A 17,642-nucleotide genomic window follows, 5' to 3' on the forward strand; every position below is an offset into this window, starting at 1 on the left:
GCCATTCGCCACTCCCGATTCGCGCAATCTCACACCGGATCCCAGGTGAAGATGTCGGCCGAACGATCGAGCTTGTAGAACGAGCCCTTCAGCGCCGGCATGCCGTGTTCCGCGATCGACTGCGGAGTCCAGCCTTCGTTCCGCTGCACCGAGCGGATCGGACGGTTCTGGCTGAACAGGAAGATCTCGTTCATGCGCACGCCAAAGATCTGGCCGGTGACGTCCTTGGCGGAATCGCCGAGCAGGTAGCCGCAGAGCGGGGCGATCTTCTCCGGGCCCATCTGCTTGATCTTCTCGACACGCGCCTTCTCGGCGTCGGTCTCGGTCGGGATGGTGCCGATCATGCGGGTCCAGGCGAACGGCGAGACGCAGTTGGAGCGGACGTTGAAGCGGCCCATGTCGAGCGCGATCGACTTCGACAGCCCGACGATGCCGAGCTTGGCCGCCGCGTAATTGGCTTGGCCGAAATTGCCGATCAGGCCGGAGGTCGAGGTGAAGTGCACGAACGAGCCCGACTCCTGCTCGCGGAAGATGCGCGCCGCGGCGTGGCTGACGTAGAACGAGCCCATCAGATGTACCTTGATGACGGCTTCGAACGCTTCCACGCTCATCTTGTGGAAGATCATGTCGCGCAGGATGCCGGCATTGTTGACGACGCCGTCGAGCCGGCCGAAATGATCGGTCGCGGTCTTCACGATCTTGCTGGCGGGAATGGCTTCCGCGACGCTCTCGAAATTGGCGACCGCCGTGCCGCCGCGCTTCTTGATCTCCTCGACCACCTCCTCGGCGGGCGCGGCGTTCGCGCCGGCGCCGTCGGCGGCTCCGCCGGGATCGTTGACGACGACCTTGGCGCCCTCGGCGGCGCACAGAAGCGCAATCTCGCGCCCGATGCCACGGCCTGCGCCGGTGACGATGATGACCTTGTCTTGCAGTGATTTGCTCATGTGGGTTCTCCGCTATGGGTTCCGGCGTTTCTTACCTCGCCCCGCTTGCGGGGAGAGGTCGGATCGCATCGAAGATGCGATCCGGGTGAGGGGGTACAGGTCTCGCGGCCATCTCATCCGTGGAGAGAGGCCCCTCACCCCAACCCTCTTCCCGTAAGAACGGGGAGAGGAGAGGCGAGCGGCGCATTACCTCTCGTTCGTAAACACGATCGTGCCACTCGCGGCGAACATGCCGCCGACACCATGGCACACCGAAATCTTCGCGTTCGGCACCTGTGCCGGCGCGATGCCGCGCATCTGGCGCACGCTCTCCTGCAGCGCGTACATGCCGTACATGCCCGAATGCATGTAGGACAGGCCGCCGCCATTGGTGTTGAGCGGCAGTTTCCCGCCGGGACGCGTGTTGCCGTCGGCGATGAACTGGCCGGTCTCCTCATAGGGCATGAAGCCGAGATCGCCGAGGCCGAACAGCGGCAGATGCGCGAACGCGTCGTAGATCATGAGATGGTCGACGTCGCCGTGGGCGATGCCGGCTTCCTTGAACGCCAGCGGCCCGGCGGTCTTGAACGCACGCGAGGAGTTGAACGTCTCCATCTGGCTGACCATCGGCGTCTCGACGCTCTCGCCGGTGCCCATGATGTAGACCGGCTTGCGCGGAAAATCCCTGGCGCGGTCGGCCGAGGTCAGGATCAGCGCGCCGCCGCCGTCAGTGACGAGGCAACACTGCAGAAGCCGGAACGGATAGGCGATCATGCGCGAGTTGAGGACGTCGGCGACCGTGATCGGCTCCTTCATCATCGCGCGCGGATTCTTCGTCGCCCATTCCCGCTGCACCACCGCGACCGAAGCCAGCTGCTCGTGGGTGATGCCGTAGGTCTTCATGAAGCGCAGCACGGGAATCGGGAACATGCTGGGCGGGCCGTAGACGCCGAAAGGAGCCTCGAACTGGCCGTTGAGGCTGTCGGCCGGCGTCGAGCGCGGCAGTTTGCCGATCATCGACTTGCCGCTCTCGGCGTGGGTGATCAGCACCGTCTTGCACAGACCCGCCTCGATCGCCGCCGCGGCGTGGCGGACATGCAGCATGAAGGAGCAGCCGCCGACCGAGGTGCCGTCCACCCAGGTTGGCTTGATGCCGAGATAGTGGCAGACCTGCTGCGGCGTTTCGACCGCGGTGGCAAAGCCGTCGATGTCGGACAGCTTTAGCCCGGCATCGGCAATGGCGTTGAGCGCGGCATCCGCGTGCAGCTGGAGCTGCGAGGCGTTGGGGATGACACCGAGCTCGGTGGTCTCGGCCGCGCCGACGACGGCAACCTGGTTCTTGCGCATGGCCTTACCCCTTCGCCGGGCGGAAGACGGGAAGGGTGATCTTGTCGTCGAGCTCCTGGAACGCGACCTCGAGCTTCATGTCGAGCTCGAGCGCCTCGGGTGTCTGCGGGCAGTCGATGATGTTGCTCATCATCCGCGGGCCCTCGTCGAGCTCGACCACCGCGATGGCGTAAGGCGGCGTGAAGCCCGGCGCGGCCGGACGATGGTTGATCACGTAGCTGTAGAGAAAGCCCTTGCCGCTGGCCTTGAAGATGCTGACCTTGCGCGAGGCGCAGGAGGGGCAGAACGGGCGCGGCGGGAAGTAGACATGGGCACAGGCATCGCAGCGCTGCAGGCGCAATTCGCCGGCCTTGGTGCCGTCCCAAAAGTGCTGGGTCTCCGGCGTCGGTTTCGGTCGCGCGCGCTGCGGTTCGGCCATGTGGGCGGCTCCTCCCAAAAGCAGGCCTCGCGCCCGCCGGTTTCGAACTTGATGCGACAATCGACCATGGCGCGTCAACGGTCCAGCAATGCGCATGCATGCCATCATGCGCACAATGCTTGTGTCGAGCTGAGCCAGCGCTATAGATTGCGCGCGAAATATTCCGTGAGACAGACATGCCTGATTTTCCGACACTGGCGCAGCTTGCCGAAGACCTCGAAAGCGGCCGCATCACCTCCCGCAAATTGGTCGAGGCCTGCCTCGCCAGGATCGCCGACCCCGCGGGCGAGGGCCAGCGCGCCTTCATCCATGTCGACAAGGACGCCGCGCTCGCCGCCGCCGATGCGATGGATGCCTTGCGCAAGGCCAAGGCGGCGCCGTCGCGCTATGCGGGCATCCCGGTCTCGATCAAGGATCTGTTCGACATCAAGGGCCAGGTGACGCGCGCCGGCTCGCGCGCGCTGGATGACTCAGCCCCTGCCGAGCACGATGCCGCGACGGTGGCGCGGCTGCGCAAGGCCGGCTTCGTCGTGATTGGCCGCACCAACATGACCGAGTTCGCCTATTCCGGCATCGGCATCAATCCGCATTTTGGCACGCCGAAGGGGGTCTGGAACCGGTCCGAAGGCCACGTGCCGGGCGGCTCGTCCGCCGGCGCGGCGGTGTCCGTGCTCGACGGCATGGCGCATGGCGCGCTCGGCACCGACACCGGCGGCTCCTGCCGGATTCCGGCCGCCTTCAACGGCATCGTCGGCTACAAGCCGACGCAGCGGCGCGTGCCGCTCGACGGCTCGGTGCCGCTGTCGTTCTCGCTCGACAGCATCGGGCCGCTGGCGCGATCGGTCAGCTGCTGTGCCATACTCGATGCCGTGCTCGCGGGCGAGCCGATCGTCGCCTTGAGGCCGCGGCCGATCCAGGGCATGCGCCTCGCGGTGCCCACCACGATCGCGCTCGATGACCTCGACGCCGAGGTAGCCAAGACCTTCGAGCGCGCGCTGAAGACGCTGTCCGATCACGGTGCCATCGTCGAGCGTATCGAGATGGCGGAGTTCCACGACGTCGGCCCGATGAATGCCAAGGGCGGCTTCGCGGCCTCCGAGAGCTATGCCTGGCACCGCTATCTCATCACGGCCAAGGGCGACGTCTACGATCCCAGGGTCGCTGTGCGCATCATGCGCGGCGAGGCGCAGAGCGCGGCCGACTACATCGACCTGCTCAACGAACGCCGCTCGCTGATCGCGCGCGTCAATGCGCGCATCGCGCCCTATGACGCGCTGGTGCTGCCGACCACGCCCAACACACCGCCGAAGATCGCCGACCTCGCCGACGATCAGGCGTTCACCCGCGAGAACATCCGCGCCTTGCGCAATTGCAGCCTGATCAACCTGATCGACGGTTGCGCCATCTCGCTGCCCTGTCATCGCGAGGGCGAGGTTCCCGTCGGCCTGATGCTGGCGGGCGCAGGCGGCTCGGACCGCCGTATCTTCGAGCTTGCTGCCGGCATGGAGGCCGTCATTCGTGTTTGATCTCACGTTCACCGTCGATGCCCAGGACACCACCACGCCGCTGACGCTGGCGATCGACCAGCTGGTCATCGCCGGCTGGACCGGCCGCGACACGGTCGCGCGCGACAAGCACATCGCCGAGCTGGAGGAGATGGGCATCGCCCGCCCAGCCTCGACGCCGATCTACTATCGCGCCTCGGCGCGCCGGCTGACCCAGGAGGACAGCATCGAATGCACCGGTGGCGATTCCTCCGGCGAGGTCGAATTCGTGCTCATCGGCTGGCAGGGCCGCATCTTCGTCGGCTGCGGCTCCGATCACACCGACCGCAAGGTCGAGGCCTACAGCGTCACGGTCTCCAAGCAGATGTGCGACAAGCCGATCGCCTCGACGCTGTGGGAGTTCGAGGACGTCATCGGTCATTGGGACAAGATGATCCTGCGCTCCTACGCCACCATCAAGGGCGAGCGCGTGCTCTACCAGGAGGGCACGTTGGATGCGATGCTGCCGGTCGCCGACCTCATCGCGCGCGGCTTTGACGGTGGCAAGTTCCCAGACGGCTGCGCCATGTTCGGCGGCACGTTCGCCGCCAAGGGCGGCATCCGCCCGGCCGACCGCTTCGACTTCGAGCTGGAAGACCCCGTGCTGAAGCGAACGATCAGGCACGGCTACGACGTGGCGACGTTGCCGGTGAGGGGGTAACTCGCGCCACAAGCGACGGCCTCGTAGGGTGGGCAAAGCGAAGCGTGCCCACGTATTGCGAAGACGTGGGCAGGGCGCAAGAGCGCCTTTGCCCACCCTACGAAACTGCCGGTGAGGGGCTGATCTCTCTCCGCGGAACCAGTCTGGATTGCTTCGTCGCAAGGGCTCCTCGCAATGACGGGAGAGATACGGAAATCGGGTGGCCGTGGCGGTCGCCGTCTGCCACACCCCGTCATTCCGGGGCGCGCCCACTTGGGCGCGAGCCCGGAATCCATACTCCCGATCGTGGTTATGGATTCCGGGCTCGCGACTTCGTCGCGCCCCGGAATGACGGATGTGAATGGGATGATTGCTATGGCCATCGCGAAACGCGTTTCCGCACCAGACTCCGTTCCCAACCTCGCCGACCATGTCGACGCCCTCGACTGGCCGCAGATCACCGCCGAGCTCGACACCCAGGGCTGCGCCGTCCTGAAGAACCTGCTGACGCCTGACCAATGCCGCGCCATCGCCGCGCTCTACCCGGACGATGCGCACTTCCGCAGCCGCATCGTGATGGGCCGCCACGGCTTCGGCCGCGGCGAGTACAAGTACTTCGCCTATCCGCTGCCCGATCTGATCGCGCAGCTGCGCCCGGCGCTCTACGCGCATCTTCAAGCCGTCGCCAATCGCTGGAACGAGGCGATGGGGATCGACATCCGCTATCCCGCCGCACACGCGGCGTTCCTGAAGCGCTGCCACGATGCCGGGCAGGCGCGGCCGACGCCCCTGCTGCTGCAATATGAGGCCGGTGATTACAATTGCCTGCACCAGGACCTCTATGGCGAGCACGTGTTCCCGCTCCAGGTCGCGATCCTGCTCTCCGAGCCCGGACGCGACTTCACCGGTGGCGAGTTCGTGCTGACCGAGCAGCGCCCGCGCATGCAGTCCCGCGCCGAGGTGGTGCCGCTGGCACAGGGCGATGCGGTCGCCTTCGCTGTGCATCATCGTCCGGTGCAGGGGACACGCGGCACCTACCGCGTTAATCTCCGCCACGGCGTCAGCCGGATCAGGTCCGGCCAGCGCCACACGCTGGGTGTGATTTTTCACGATGCCAAATGAGCGGAGCCGTTGACGGCTGATTTGTTCGATAGCGTCGCAGAAGCCCAACCGTCGCGCGAAAACATCGCCGATGGGGCCGTGCTGCTGCGCGGCTTCGTCAAGCCGATCGAGAGCGGGCTGATCGACGCCGTGCGCGCCATCGTGGCGCAATCGCCGTTCCGGCGGATGACGACGCCGGGCGGCCATCTGATGTCGGTGGCGATGACCAATTGCGGCGAGCGCGGCTGGATCACGGATCACACCGGCTATCGCTATGATCCCATCGATCCGCGCACCGGTGCGCCATGGCCGGCGATGCCGCCGCTGTTGGCCGATCTCGCCCGCGGCGCCGCGGAGCAGGGCGGCTTTGAAGGCTTTGCGCCCGATGCTTGCCTCGTCAACCGCTACGAGCCCGGCACGCGGCTGTCGCTGCACCAGGACAAGGACGAGCTGGACTATTCCGCGCCGATCGTCTCGGTCTCGCTCGGCCTGCCCGCGACCTTCCTGTTCGGCGGCCTCGCGCGCAATGACAAGCCGCGCCGCTTCCGCCTCGTCCATGGCGACGTCGTGGTCTGGGGCGGGGCCAGCAGGCTCGTCTATCACGGCGTCGCACCGCTCGCCGACGGCGAGCATCCGCTGCTCGGCCGGAAGCGGATCAATCTGACCTTCCGCAGGACGCGCTGACGCGTTTCCTCGCCGCCTTCGCTCGTCTAAGCTTCGGGCGGGGAGGCGGCGACATGACCACCACACAGAACTCGGCCGGCACGGGCACGGCGAACCGCACGGGGCTTTATCTCGCAGGCCTGCAATTGGTGTTCACGCTGGGCTGGACGATCTACGTCGTCTACCTGCCAAAGCTGGCCGCAGAGGTCGGCATCGCGCCGTCCGCCGTGATCCTCATCCTGATGCTGGATCAGGCGATCTTCACCATTGCCGACACCGCGATGGGAGTAGCCGCCGACAAGCTCGCGCCCCATGTCGGCAGGCTCGGCCTGTTCGTCTCCCTCGTGACCGCGATCTCCTGCGGCGCCTTCGTCGCGCTCCCCTTCGTCGCCGGAGCCGGCGCGGCGGCGCAGGGCTGGTTCATCGCGCTGATCGTGGTCTGGTCGATCACGTCCTCCGCGTTGCGGGCGCCGCCGCTGACCTTGCTCGGCAAGTACCGCGCCAAGCCGCAGGTGCCGTTCCTCGCCGCGCTGACCATGCTCGGCTACGGCGTCGCCGGCGCGCTCTCGCCCTATCTCGGCGTGGTGCTGCGCGAGCACGATGCGCGGTTGCCGTTCGTGATCTCCAGCGTGGTGCTGCTCCTGACCGCGCTCGGGCTGTCCAGGATCGAGCACGACGTGGCGCGCGACACCGTTCCGCCCACACCGGACGAAGCGGCAGAGCCGCTCGGTCTCGTCCCGATCGCCTTCATCGTCGCGATGGTCGCGCTCGCACTCGGCTACCAGCTGCACTTTGCCATGAACAGCGCACCGTTCTATCTGCGCTTTGCAGCTCCCGGCGACCTGCAATGGCTGATGCCGGTGTTCTGGATCGGCTTCAACATCGCGATGTTTCCGGCAAGCCTCGTCGTCAAGCATCGCGGCGGCCTCGTCGTGATGGGCGCCGCCGGCCTGTTCGGTGCGGTGGCGATTGCGGCGGCCGAGTTCGCCGGCAATCTCAACATGCTGATCGCCGCGCAATTTCTCGCCGGAGCCGCGTGGGGTTGCATGCTGATGAGCGCGGTCTCGGCTGCGCTCGCGATCGGCTCGACCGGCGCTGAAGGCAAGGTCACGGGCCTCGTCTTCTCCGCGCTCGCCCTCGGCACCTTCGCGCGGATGGCGGCGGTTGCCGGAGGCCTGCAGAAGATGCCGGAATACGCGCCGCTGCTGCACTGGGCGCCGGTCGCCTGCTGGTCGGTCGCAGGCGCCGGTCTGCTGGTGATTGCAGCCGCGCGGCTACAGGGAGCGTCCGGCCTCAAGGCTTCGGCGGGTGAATGAAAGCCCACGGGCTGACTTCGGAATCCCTGGGCACCTCGACTGAAATCAGCACCGGCCCGCCGTGGCCGAGCGCCTTCTCCATCGCCGCCTTGAACTGCTCCGGCGCGGTGACGCGCGCCGCAGTCACGCCAAAGGACTCCGCGAGCTTGACGAAATCCGGATTGACGAGGTCGGACGCCACCACGCGGCCATCGAAATGCTGGCGTTGGTCGCGGCGGACATTGCCGTAGGCGTTGTTGTTGAACACCAGCGTCACCACGCCGATGTTGAACTGCACGGCGGTGGCAAGCTCCTGCACGCCGAACATGAAGCCGCCGTCCCCGGTGATGGCCACCACCGGCTTGTCGGGATTGGCGACCTTGGCGCCGAGCGCGGTCGGGAAACCCGAGCCGAGCGTGCCCTGGTAGCCCGAGGTGATGAAGGTGCGCGGCTGGTACACCGGAAAGCCGTACCAGGAGGCGAAGCCGACCTGCGATAGTTCGTCGGTGACGATCGCGTTCGCCGGCAGTACCTCGCGCAGGATGTTGAGATAGGCCATCTGCGGCTGGACCCGCTGGATCTCGGCTTGCGCGGCCGCGGTGGCCTCGCGGATCGTGCCGCGACGTCCGGAGGTCTTGCTGTAGCCGGCCTTGCCCACGGCGGCAGCGAGATCGCGGGTCGCGGCCCTGGCGTCGGCGACGATCGCAGTGTCGGACGAGAACCGCCGCATCTCGACCGGATCGATGTCGATGCGGATGCACTTCAGGCCAGCGGGCCGGTACGGCCAGCGCGACATGGTCGGCAGCTCCAGCCGCGTGCCGATGCCGATCATGAGATCGGTGTTCGGCCACAGCCTGTAGGCCGCGGCCATGGTGAGCCCGAGCTCGTGTGCATTGGAGACGATGCCGCGGCCGCTGCGGAAGGCGACCACGGGCGCATCGATCATCTCGGCGAGCTCGAGGATTTCCTCACCCGCTTTGATCGCGCCGCTGCCGACGAAGATCATCGGCGCCTTGCTGGTCCTGATGAGCGCGGCGGCCTGCTTGATCATATCAGGATCGGGCTGCGGCGCCGGCAGCGGCTCCAGCACCTTCGCAGGCGCCGCGTCGGCGCGCTGCGTGAAGACGTCCCAGGGCATCTCGACCGAGGCGGGGCCGCGCCGTCCCGACATCATCTCCTGGAACGCGCGCGCGACGACCGTCGGCGCGTTGGCCGGATATTCGATGCGCTCGGCCCATTTCACGTAGGTGCGCAACGTCGCGAGCTGGTCCGGCATCTCATGCAGATGGCCGCGACCCTTGCCCAGGAACGAAGTCGGCACCTGGCCGGTGACGCACAGCACCGGCTCGTTGCAGCCGAACGCGGTGAGCAGCGCCGCGCTGGCGTTGAGCACGCCCGGGCCGGGTACCACGCTGAACACGCCGGGCCGGCCGCTGGAGCGCGCATAGCCGAATGCCATGTAGCCGCAGGCCTGCTCGTGCCGCGCGCCGATCACCTTGAGCTGGGCCTGGTGGAAGGCGTCGAACAGGCCGTAGACCTGCGCGCCGGGCAGGCCGAACACGGTGTCGACGCCGTGGGCGACAAGCCCGCTTACGATCGCTTCGCCGCCGGTGAGGCTGGTCATTTGGCTATTCCATTTCGCTTGTTGTTCAGGCTTCGTCGACCACGCCGTTGCGCAAGCGTCCGATCCCCTCGGCCTCGACCTCGACGATGTCGCCGGGCTTCAGATATCGCGGCGGATCGAACCGCGCACCCGCGCCGGTCGGCGTGCCCGTGACGATGATATCGCCGGGGACGAGGGTTGCGAAGGTCGAGATATAGTTCAGGAGATAGCGCAACGAAAACATCAGCCGGTTGGTGCGATCATCCTGTCTGAGCTCGCCGTTGACATGCGTGGTGAGCCTGATGTCGGCGACCTGCGATTCCCGCGTGTAGGGCACGAGCCACGGGCCGAGGCTGCCGCTGGAATCGAAGTTCTTGCCTTGCGTCACGTTGAACTTGGCGTGGCGCAGCCAGTCGCGCACCGAGCCCTCGTTGCACAGTGTCAGCGCCGCGATGTGATCGAGCGCTGTGCTTTCGGGGATATGCCGGCCTGGCTTGCCGATCACCAGCACGATCTCGCCCTCATAGTCGAGCTGCGCGGAGGCGCGCGGGCGCACCAGCGGCGTGTCGTGGCCGACGAAGGAGCGGGGCGAGCGCATGAACATGCTCGGATATTTCGGCGCCTCCTGGCCGTCCTTGTACTCGGCATTGCGGTCGGGATAGTTGACGCCGATGCAGATGATCTTCTCCGGCGCCGGGACCGGCGGCAGCCAGGTGATCTCAGTGAGCGCGTGATCCGGTTTGCGGCCAGCGGCCTCTTCGGCAAAGCTGATCAGCTTGCCCGCAGCGATCACCTCGCGCAGCGTGGGATAGTCTCTGGCGTGACGCGCGGAGAGATCGACGATGCCGCCCTCCAGGACGGCGCCATAGCTGACATCACCCTTGACGGAATAGGTGGCGAGACGAGGCAGCTTCATCAATCCGCCACCAGCACATCGGCCACGAATTTCGGCTCGCGCACGGCCTGCCCCGTGAACGGCGAGCCCTGCTCGAACCAGGAACGCGGGGCAGGGGCGCCCCACAGCGTCTGACGGCGCGGATCGCGCAGCGACCAGCGCAGCGGCTCGTGGTCGTGGTCCCCGGTGAAATAATCGCTGGTGTAGAGCTCGAGGCGGTGTCCGTCGGGATCGCGCACATAGAGGAAGAACGCGTTCGAGATGCCGTGGCGTCCCGGACCGCGTTCGATGTTCTTCACGAAGCCCCGCGAAGCCATGACGTCGCAGAGATGGATGATGTTCATCGCCGTCGGCGTCCAATAGGCGAAATGGTGCAGCCGCGGACCCTTGCCGTTGGTGATGGCGAAATCGTGGACATTGCCCTTGCGATGCATCCAGGCCGCGGCGATGCGCCCGTCCGGCCCGTCCTCCTCGGCATATTCGGTGAGGCGAAAGCCGAGCCGGGCGTAGAATTCCATGGTGTCCTGCACTTCGGCGGCGAAGACGTTGAAATGGTCGAGCCGCTGCGGGTGGCAGCCCCGATAGAGGTCGTAGCGGCGCAAGAGATGCGGCCGCCGCTCCATCGCCGCGTAGAGCTCGATTCTAAAGCCGAAAGGATCGGTGAATTGTAGCGTGCGGCCCTGGAACGGCTGATCGACGAAGACGTAGGCGAGGCCGTTCTCGGACAGGAAAGCGGCGGCCTTGTCGAGGTCTTTGTCGTTACCGACCTTGAAGCCGAGCCGGGCGCAAGCCGGCACCGCGGCCTTGCGCAGCACCAGCGAGTGATGCTGGTGCTCCTCGGCGGCGCGCAGGTACACGGCCTCGTCGTCGGCGTCCTCGACATGCAGGCCGACAATGGTCTCATAGAACTCGCGGCTCAGCTTCAAATCGGTGACGTCGAGCACGACGTGGCTGGAGCGGATGATGTTGAACGGCGGTTCGAAGACATGTTGCGGTACCGGCATGTGCGTTTCCCCTCTCTCGGCTTCGTCATTCCGGGGCGTGCGAAGCACGAACCCGGAATCCATTCATCCACCAACTCTGCTGCTCGATGGATTCCGGGTTCGGCTCTTCGAGCCGCCCCGGAATGACACCGCCGCTAAATTCCCAGCTTCTGAATCTTGTGCGTGCCCCGCGCCAGCGAGACGTGCTTGGTTTCCATGTAGAAGTCGAACGAATAATCGCCGCCGTCGCGCCCGATGCCTGAAGCCTTCATGCCGCCGAACGGCGTCGGCAGGTGGCGGACATTCTCCGAGTTCAGCCAGATCATGCCGGCCTCCAGCGCATCGGCAACGCGCAGCGCGCGTCCCATGTCATTGGTCCAGACATAGCCGGTCAGACCGTAACGGATGTCGTTGGCGATCTCGACCGCGTCCGCCTCGTCGCGGAACGGCAGCACGGTGAGGAACGGCCCGAACACTTCCTCCTGCGCCACCCGCATCTTGCCGTGCGCCCCGGTCACCAGTGTCGGCTCGACATAATGCCCGCCGCCGGGCCCGTCATAGGCCTTGCCGCCGACCGCGATCGTCGCGCCGTCCTGGCGCGCCACGTCGAAATACGAGCAGACCTTTGCCAAGTGCCGCTCGTGGATCAGCGGGCCGATCTCGGTGGCGGGATCGAGGGGATGGCCGACCTTGAGCGCCTTCACCCGCGCCGTCAGCTTCTCCACGAATTCTTTCGCGATGCTCTGCTGGATCAGCAGGCGGCTGGAAGAGGTGCAGCGCTCGCCGTTGAGCGAGTAGATCATGAACACGACGGCATCGAGCGCGCGGTCGAGATCGGCATCGTCGAACACGATCACCGGATTCTTGCCGCCGAGTTCGAAATGCACGCGTTTCAGCGTGGGCGCGCCCTGCATCATGATGGCCGAGCCGGTCGCGCTCTCGCCGACGAAGCCGATTGCCTTGATGGCGGGATGCTCGGTCAGCGCCTTGCCCGCTTCCTCGCCGAAACCGTGCACGGTGTTGAGCACGCCGTCGGGGACGCCGGCTTCCTTGACGAGCCTGGCGAGAATGGAGGCCGTCACCGGCGACCATTCGGCCGGCTTGTGCACGACCGTGCAGCCGGCCGCAAGCGCCGGGGCGATTTTCCAGGTCGAGAGCATGAATGGCGTATTCCATGGCGTGATCACGCCGACCGGGCCGATCGGCACCCGCGTCGAGACGTTCCAATGCTCGTCGCTCGGCGTGTTGAGGCCGTCGCGCGCCTCAGCGCATTTGTCGGCGAAGAAGCGGAAATTCTCGGCGGCGCGGATCGCGGCCTTGGCCATGAAGCGATAGGCCTGGCCGGTGTCGATGCATTCGAGCACGGCGATGTCGTCGGCGTTGTCCTCGATGGCGTCGGCCACCCGATGCAGCAGCTTCTTCCGCATGGCCGGACCCATGTCACGCCAGGACTTGAAGGCGAGCGCAGCCGCAGTCGCCGCCGCGTCGATATCCTCGGCCTTGCCCCGCGCGACACTGGCGAGCACGGCACCATCGACCGGCGACCTGGTCTCGAACGTCTCGCCGGAGATCGAGGCGACGGTCTTGCCGTCGATCATGTGGCCAATGCCGTCCGCGCGTAGAGTCTTCAAAAGCGGCGCGAGGCGGTCACGGTTGGCCTGGAACAGATCGGCTTTCGGCGTGGGCTTATCCATGAGCGGCCTCCGCTTTCAGGGCGTCGTGAATGTTGTTGCGCTTCCAGCTGGTGTCCTTGTCGTTGATCTGCATGTCGAACGACAGGGCGAACTTGCTGGCGGCGAAGACGGGATCGAGATGTCTCGAGAGCGCCTGGAAGACGTGCTCGCCGGCCTTCTGGCGGGTAGGCAGGTCGCGGCCCTCGCCGATGCGCAGCACCATGTCGAGAAAGCCGTAATCCTGCTTTGCATCCGCAATCGCATAGTGCTCGCAGCGGATGGCACGAACGCGGATGCCGCCGAGCGGGAAGATACCGGACTCGCTAGCTGCCTTGCGCACGACCTCGCACACCGCGGCGATGTCGAGGCGGCCGTCGAGATTGGCCGAATATTCGATGGTGAAATGCGGCATCGCGGTTTCACTCCCTGTCTTCGTTCGTTCTACGCGAAGTAGCAGCTCACCGAGCCATAGGCGCCATAATCGGCCTGGATTGTGTCGCCCTTGCGGGTCTCGATCGGACGGATGAACGAGCCGGCGAGCACGACCTGGCCCGGCTCGAGCGCCAGCCCAAGCGGGGCGATCTTGTTGGCGAGCCAGGCGACGGCAGTCGCGGGATGGTTGAGCACGCCGGCGGCAAGGCCGGTCTCTTCCAGCTGGCCGTTCTTGAAGCACAGCGCTCCGATCCAGCGCAGGTCAGCATCCAGCGGGCGGATCGGCCGCCCCCCGAGCACGATGCCGGCATTCGCCGCATTGTCGGCGATGGTGTCGAAGATCTTTCGCGTCGCCTTGGTCTTGGGATCGACGCGCTCGATCCGTGTATCCAAAATCTCCAGCGCCGGCACCACGAAGTCGGTGGCGTTGAGCACGTCGAATAGCGTGCAGTCGGGCCCAGAAAGGCGCTTGCTCATGACGAAGGCGAGCTCGGCCTCGACGCGCGTCGCGATGAAGCGCTCGGTCGGCACCAATCCGCCATCGGCGAAGAACATGTCGTCGAGCAGCACGCCGGAATCCGGCTCGTCGATGCCAAGCGCGCTCTGCATCGCCTTCGAGGTCAGGCCGATCTTGTGGCCTTTGACCACGCGCCCCTCGGCGATCTTGACGTCGACCCAGGCCTTCTGAATCGCGTAGGCCTCCGCGATGCTGATGTCCGGGAACTCTTGCGAGAGCTGGCGGATCTGCGTGCGGGTCTTCTCCGCCTGGTGCAGACGCCTCGCGCAAGCTTGGATATCGTCGTTGGAAAGCGCCATTTGTGATCTTACAAATCGTGGTGCCGCGAGATACTTAACATGTTAAGTGAATGCGTCAAACACAAATTCGGCTTGCTGCACTGCAAACGTTTTGCGGCTTGAAAGGGCGTCATGACCAAGAAATCCGCCGATCCCGTCAACGGTCACCCGCCGGCTGCGCGCCAGGTGCCGATGCGCGATTTCTCTCGCTCGCTGCCGATGTCGCTGCTGCGGGCCCGGGAAGCGGTGATGCGGCAGTTTCGTCCCTCGCTGCGCGAGCACGGCCTGACCGAGCAGCAATGGCGCATCCTGCGGGCGCTGGCGGCGATCGAGGCGGTCGAGGTAACGGAACTCGCGCGCACCGCGTTCCTGCTCGGGCCGAGCCTGTCGCGCATCCTGCGCGACCTCGAGGCGCGCAGCCTGATCGAGCGCAAGACGGCGAAAGCGGATCAGCGCCGCAGCATGGTCTCGATCTCGAAGGAGGGGCTGAAGCTGATGGCCTCGGTCGCGCCGACGTCGGAGGCGATCTATGCCGAGATCACGCGGCGTTTCGGCGCCCGCAAGCTCGCCGAATTGCAGGAGATGCTCGGCGAACTCGAACGGAGCCTTGCGGGGCTCGGCAGCACCGATGATACCCTCGCGGAGGGATGAACCCTGATATGCGTGCGTGCGCGGCGAGAGCCATGGACATTGACGCTTTTTTTCGCTCAAAGTGCGGCCCAACCCGATCCGCGGCGAAGTGAGAGCAACAGGGAAGGAAGGGCAACGTGGCCAATAAAGTCAAAGAGATCTGGAAGTCGGGCAAGGCGGTCGTCAACGCGTGGCTCGCCATCCCCTCCGGCTTCTCGGCCGAGATGATCGCGCAATGCGGCTTCGACAGCGTCACCGTCGACATGCAGCACGGCGTGCAGGACTATCTCTCGATGGTGCAGTGCTTCCAGGCCATGGACAAGCATCCGGTCACCCCGATGGTCCGCGTGCCCTGGAACGAGCCCGGCATCATCGGCAAGGTGCTCGATGGCGGCGCCTATGGCGTGATCTGCCCGATGGTCAACACGCCGCAGGAAGCCCGGAACCTGGTCTCCTATTCGAAGTATCCGCCGAAGGGCGTGCGCTCCAACGGTCCGATCCGGGCCGGCATGTACGGCACCGCCGGCTCCTATCAGAAGACGGCCAACGACGAGATCGTGCTGCTGCCGATGATGGAGACGCGGACCGCCGTCGAGAACATGGAAGCGATCCTCGACGTCGAAGGCATCGACGGCGTCTATATCGGCCCGTCCGATCTCGGCTTCTCCTATGGCCTCGAGCCCAAGCTCGACCGCAGCGAGCCCGAGATTCTCGCGATCTACGAGAAGATCATCAAGGAGTGCGGCAAGCGCGGCCTCAACCCGGGCATCCATTGCAGCGGCGCCGAAGGCGCGGCGCGCGCGATCAACATGGGCTTCAAGCTGGTGACGCTGTCCAATGAAGTCGGCCTGATGACCACCTACGCCAAGATGCAGGTGAACGCCACCCGCAAGGAATCGGGCGGCAAGGCCTGAGAAACTCGCGAATGGCGAATGGGGAGTAGCGAATAGGGCTACTCCCTTTTCCATTCGCCACTCGCCATTCGCTATTCGCCTCCAAAGGAGACTTCCATGACCATCAGTCCCGTCATCCGCCTGCATCCTGATGATGGCGTGGTGATCGCGCGCGCCAGCCTGCCGCCGGGTACGATGGTCGCCGACGGCGTGACCGCGGTCGATCGCATTCCCTCCGGCCACAAGGTCGCGATCAAGCCGATCGCCGAAGGCGAGCCGATCAGGCGCTATGGTCAGATCATCGGCTTTGCCACGCAAGCGATCGCGCCGGGCCAGCACGTGCACGTGCAGAACTGCGGCATGGGTGATTTCTCCAAGGACTATGCCTATTGCGTCGACGTCAAGCCGACGCCGAACTTCGACCTGCCGGCGACCTTCGAAGGCATCCGCCGTCCGGACGGCCGCGTCGCGACGCGCAATTATATCGGCATCCTCACCTCGGTGAATTGCAGCGCGCATGTCGCCAGCCTCGTCGCCGACGTCTTCAAGAAGAATCCGTTCACCGGCGACAATCCGCTCGCTGACTTCCCCAACGTCGACGGCGTGGTTGCGCTGACCCACAAGACCGGCTGCGGCATGACACAAAACGAGCCGCTGGCACTGCTCCGCCGCACACTCGGCGGCTATGCAAGGCACGTCAATTTCTCCCACGTCATCGTGCTCGGCCTCGGCTGCGAGGTGAACCAGATCGGCGGCCTGATGGAAGAGCAGAAGCTCGCCGGACGCCTGCGCGCGATGGACATCCAGGAGGTCGGCGGCACCCGCAAGACGGTCGAAGCCGGCATCGCCTTCGTGCGCGAGGCGCTGACTGACGCCAACAAGGTCAAGCGCGAGACGGTGCCGGCAAGCGAGCTCACCGTGGCGCTGCAATGCGGCGGCTCGGACGGCTATTCCGGCGTATCGGCCAATCCTGCGCTCGGCGCAGCTAGCGACCTCATCGTGCGTCACGGCGGCACCGTGATCCTGTCGGAGACGCCGGAGACCTACGGCGCCGAGCACCTGCTGACGCGCCGCGCGGTCAGCCGCGAGGTCGGCGAGAAGCTGGTCGACCTGATGCGTTGGTGGGACGAATACACGACGCGCGAAGGCGCCGAGATGAACGCCAATCCCAGCCCCGGCAACAAGGCCGGCGGCCTCACCACCATCCTGGAGAAGTCGCTCGGCGCGATGGCCAAGGCCGGCACCACCAACCTCGTCGAGGTGCTGCGCTACGCCGAGCCCGTCACCAAGAAGGGGTTCGTGTTCATGGACACGCCCGGCTACGACCCCGTGGCCGCGACCGGGCAGGTCGCAGGAGGTGCCAACCTCGTCTGCTTCACCACGGGCCGCGGCAGTGTGTTCGGCTGCAAGCCGGCGCCGTCGATCAAGCTCGCCACCAACACGCCCATGTACAGGCGCATGGAAGAGGACATGGACGTCAATTGCGGCACCATCCTCGAAGGCGAGGAGAGCGTCGAACAATGCGGCCAGCGCATCTTCGATCTCATCCTCAAAACCGCCTCGGGCCAGCCGACCAAGAGCGAGAGCTTCGATTTCGGCGGCGCCGAGTTCGCGCCCTGGGTGCTCGGCGCGACGATGTAGTCGCGCGAGCATCGCCGCGCAACCCAATCAAGCGCCGCCGGTATCCGATGATCGCAACCGGAATTGGGACGCGTGTGGCGATCCGAAATGCAACGGCCGTTCGCTAAGTAATGATACGGAGGTGGGCGCCTCCCGTGAGAAGTTCCCGGCTTACACCTGGTTAACA

17 protein-coding genes are annotated in these 17,642 nt (G+C 65.8%); 8 read left to right on the forward strand and 9 right to left on the reverse strand.

Annotation, left to right across the window (positions count from 1 at the left end; translation table 11 throughout):
• Positions 1 to 29: 29 nt before the first annotated feature.
• The 3 genes from I6F09_RS12240 to I6F09_RS12250 form a co-directional block, all read right to left on the reverse strand.
• A complete protein-coding gene (locus tag I6F09_RS12240) occupies positions 30 to 944 on the reverse strand; it encodes an SDR family NAD(P)-dependent oxidoreductase (protein ID WP_036023023.1) in 915 nt (304 codons plus the stop codon).
• Between the two features lie 186 nt (positions 945 to 1,130).
• On the reverse strand, positions 1,131 to 2,270 hold the full coding sequence (locus tag I6F09_RS12245; protein WP_225155539.1) for a thiolase: 1,140 nt from the start codon (positions 2,268 to 2,270) through the stop codon (positions 1,131 to 1,133).
• Positions 2,271 to 2,274: 4 nt separating this feature from the next.
• The gene (locus I6F09_RS12250; protein ID WP_027558650.1) at positions 2,275 to 2,688 is read right to left on the reverse strand and encodes a Zn-ribbon domain-containing OB-fold protein; all 414 of its coding nucleotides are present in this window, start codon (positions 2,686 to 2,688) and stop codon (positions 2,275 to 2,277) included.
• 176 nt (positions 2,689 to 2,864) lie between these two features.
• On the opposite strand from I6F09_RS12250, the gene I6F09_RS12255 reads away from it, so the two are divergent.
• From I6F09_RS12255 to I6F09_RS12275, 5 genes are all read left to right on the forward strand, one after another.
• The gene (locus I6F09_RS12255) at positions 2,865 to 4,214 is read left to right on the forward strand and encodes an amidase (protein WP_225188149.1); all 1,350 of its coding nucleotides are present in this window, start codon (positions 2,865 to 2,867) and stop codon (positions 4,212 to 4,214) included.
• Entirely contained in the window at positions 4,207 to 4,893 is a 687-nt protein-coding gene (locus tag I6F09_RS12260; protein WP_036023028.1) for a DUF2848 domain-containing protein, read from the forward strand. Before I6F09_RS12255 ends, I6F09_RS12260 begins: the two co-directional genes overlap by 8 nt.
• A gap of 354 nt (positions 4,894 to 5,247) precedes the next feature.
• Entirely contained in the window at positions 5,248 to 5,994 is a 747-nt protein-coding gene (locus I6F09_RS12265; RefSeq protein ID WP_036023029.1) for a 2OG-Fe(II) oxygenase, read from the forward strand.
• 9 nt (positions 5,995 to 6,003) lie between these two features.
• Positions 6,004 to 6,657 (forward strand): DNA oxidative demethylase AlkB, encoded by a 654-nt coding sequence (gene alkB, locus I6F09_RS12270; protein WP_225188150.1) that lies wholly within the window; start codon positions 6,004 to 6,006, stop codon positions 6,655 to 6,657.
• A 53-nt stretch (positions 6,658 to 6,710) separates the two neighbouring features.
• Positions 6,711 to 7,952, forward strand: coding sequence for an MFS transporter (locus tag I6F09_RS12275; protein ID WP_225188151.1), 1,242 nt, complete (start codon positions 6,711 to 6,713; stop codon positions 7,950 to 7,952).
• Here the strand turns inward: I6F09_RS12275 and I6F09_RS12280 are convergent.
• From I6F09_RS12280 to hpaH, 6 genes are all read right to left on the reverse strand, one after another.
• Complete coding sequence (locus I6F09_RS12280; RefSeq protein ID WP_225188152.1) at positions 7,930 to 9,555, reverse strand: thiamine pyrophosphate-dependent enzyme; 1,626 nt, start codon at positions 9,553 to 9,555, stop codon at positions 7,930 to 7,932. The genes I6F09_RS12275 and I6F09_RS12280 overlap by 23 nt on opposite strands.
• 25 nt (positions 9,556 to 9,580) lie before the next feature.
• A complete protein-coding gene (locus I6F09_RS12285) occupies positions 9,581 to 10,450 on the reverse strand; it encodes a fumarylacetoacetate hydrolase family protein (protein ID WP_225188153.1) in 870 nt (289 codons plus the stop codon).
• Positions 10,450 to 11,433, reverse strand: coding sequence for a 3,4-dihydroxyphenylacetate 2,3-dioxygenase (gene hpaD / locus I6F09_RS12290; RefSeq protein ID WP_225188154.1), 984 nt, complete (start codon positions 11,431 to 11,433; stop codon positions 10,450 to 10,452). The genes I6F09_RS12285 and hpaD overlap by 1 nt, the downstream gene beginning before the upstream one ends.
• A gap of 134 nt (positions 11,434 to 11,567) precedes the next feature.
• Entirely contained in the window at positions 11,568 to 13,106 is a 1,539-nt protein-coding gene (gene hpaE / locus I6F09_RS12295) for a 5-carboxymethyl-2-hydroxymuconate semialdehyde dehydrogenase (RefSeq protein ID WP_036023037.1), read from the reverse strand.
• Complete coding sequence (locus I6F09_RS12300; RefSeq protein ID WP_225188155.1) at positions 13,099 to 13,497, reverse strand: 5-carboxymethyl-2-hydroxymuconate Delta-isomerase; 399 nt, start codon at positions 13,495 to 13,497, stop codon at positions 13,099 to 13,101. Before I6F09_RS12300 ends, hpaE begins: the two co-directional genes overlap by 8 nt.
• Before the next feature lie 29 nt (positions 13,498 to 13,526).
• On the reverse strand, positions 13,527 to 14,333 hold the full coding sequence (hpaH, locus tag I6F09_RS12305) for a 2-oxo-hept-4-ene-1,7-dioate hydratase (protein WP_225188156.1): 807 nt from the start codon (positions 14,331 to 14,333) through the stop codon (positions 13,527 to 13,529).
• 111 nt (positions 14,334 to 14,444) lie between these two features.
• On the opposite strand from hpaH, the gene hpaR reads away from it, so the two are divergent.
• The 3 genes from hpaR to I6F09_RS12320 all read left to right on the forward strand — a co-directional run bounded on the left by hpaR (position 14,445) and on the right by I6F09_RS12320 (position 17,476).
• Complete coding sequence (gene hpaR, locus I6F09_RS12310; RefSeq protein WP_225188157.1) at positions 14,445 to 14,963, forward strand: homoprotocatechuate degradation operon regulator HpaR; 519 nt, start codon at positions 14,445 to 14,447, stop codon at positions 14,961 to 14,963.
• Positions 14,964 to 15,079: 116 nt separating this feature from the next.
• Positions 15,080 to 15,856 (forward strand): aldolase/citrate lyase family protein, encoded by a 777-nt coding sequence (locus tag I6F09_RS12315; protein WP_100230151.1) that lies wholly within the window; start codon positions 15,080 to 15,082, stop codon positions 15,854 to 15,856.
• A 96-nt stretch (positions 15,857 to 15,952) separates the two neighbouring features.
• Positions 15,953 to 17,476: an altronate dehydratase family protein gene (locus tag I6F09_RS12320; protein WP_225188158.1), complete on the forward strand. Its 1,524-nt coding sequence runs from the start codon at positions 15,953 to 15,955 to the stop codon at positions 17,474 to 17,476.
• Positions 17,477 to 17,642: the final 166 nt, after the last annotated feature.

It is taken from the genome of Bradyrhizobium sp. IC3195 (assembly GCF_020193585.1).
Classification (GTDB): domain Bacteria; phylum Pseudomonadota; class Alphaproteobacteria; order Rhizobiales; family Xanthobacteraceae; genus Bradyrhizobium; species Bradyrhizobium yuanmingense.

Excerpts from the sequence above, each read along its gene's own strand:
- I6F09_RS12240 (WP_036023023.1), bottom strand. The coding sequence starts at position 944 with ATGAGCAAATCACTGCAAGACAAGGTCATCATCGTCACCGGCGCAGGC.
- I6F09_RS12245 (WP_225155539.1), bottom strand. The coding sequence starts at position 2,270 with ATGCGCAAGAACCAGGTTGCCGTCGTCGGCGCGGCCGAGACCACCGAG.
- I6F09_RS12250 (WP_027558650.1), bottom strand. The coding sequence starts at position 2,688 with ATGGCCGAACCGCAGCGCGCGCGACCGAAACCGACGCCGGAGACCCAG.
- I6F09_RS12255 (WP_225188149.1), top strand. The coding sequence starts at position 2,865 with ATGCCTGATTTTCCGACACTGGCGCAGCTTGCCGAAGACCTCGAAAGC.
- I6F09_RS12265 (WP_036023029.1), top strand. The coding sequence starts at position 5,248 with ATGGCCATCGCGAAACGCGTTTCCGCACCAGACTCCGTTCCCAACCTC.
- I6F09_RS12275 (WP_225188151.1), top strand. The coding sequence starts at position 6,711 with ATGACCACCACACAGAACTCGGCCGGCACGGGCACGGCGAACCGCACG.
- I6F09_RS12280 (WP_225188152.1), bottom strand. The coding sequence starts at position 9,555 with ATGACCAGCCTCACCGGCGGCGAAGCGATCGTAAGCGGGCTTGTCGCC.
- I6F09_RS12285 (WP_225188153.1), bottom strand. The coding sequence starts at position 10,450 with ATGAAGCTGCCTCGTCTCGCCACCTATTCCGTCAAGGGTGATGTCAGC.
- hpaD (WP_225188154.1), bottom strand. The coding sequence starts at position 11,433 with ATGCCGGTACCGCAACATGTCTTCGAACCGCCGTTCAACATCATCCGC.
- hpaE (WP_036023037.1), bottom strand. The coding sequence starts at position 13,106 with ATGGATAAGCCCACGCCGAAAGCCGATCTGTTCCAGGCCAACCGTGAC.
- I6F09_RS12300 (WP_225188155.1), bottom strand. The coding sequence starts at position 13,497 with ATGCCGCATTTCACCATCGAATATTCGGCCAATCTCGACGGCCGCCTC.
- hpaH (WP_225188156.1), bottom strand. The coding sequence starts at position 14,333 with ATGGCGCTTTCCAACGACGATATCCAAGCTTGCGCGAGGCGTCTGCAC.
- hpaR (WP_225188157.1), top strand. The coding sequence starts at position 14,445 with ATGACCAAGAAATCCGCCGATCCCGTCAACGGTCACCCGCCGGCTGCG.
- I6F09_RS12320 (WP_225188158.1), top strand. The coding sequence starts at position 15,953 with ATGACCATCAGTCCCGTCATCCGCCTGCATCCTGATGATGGCGTGGTG.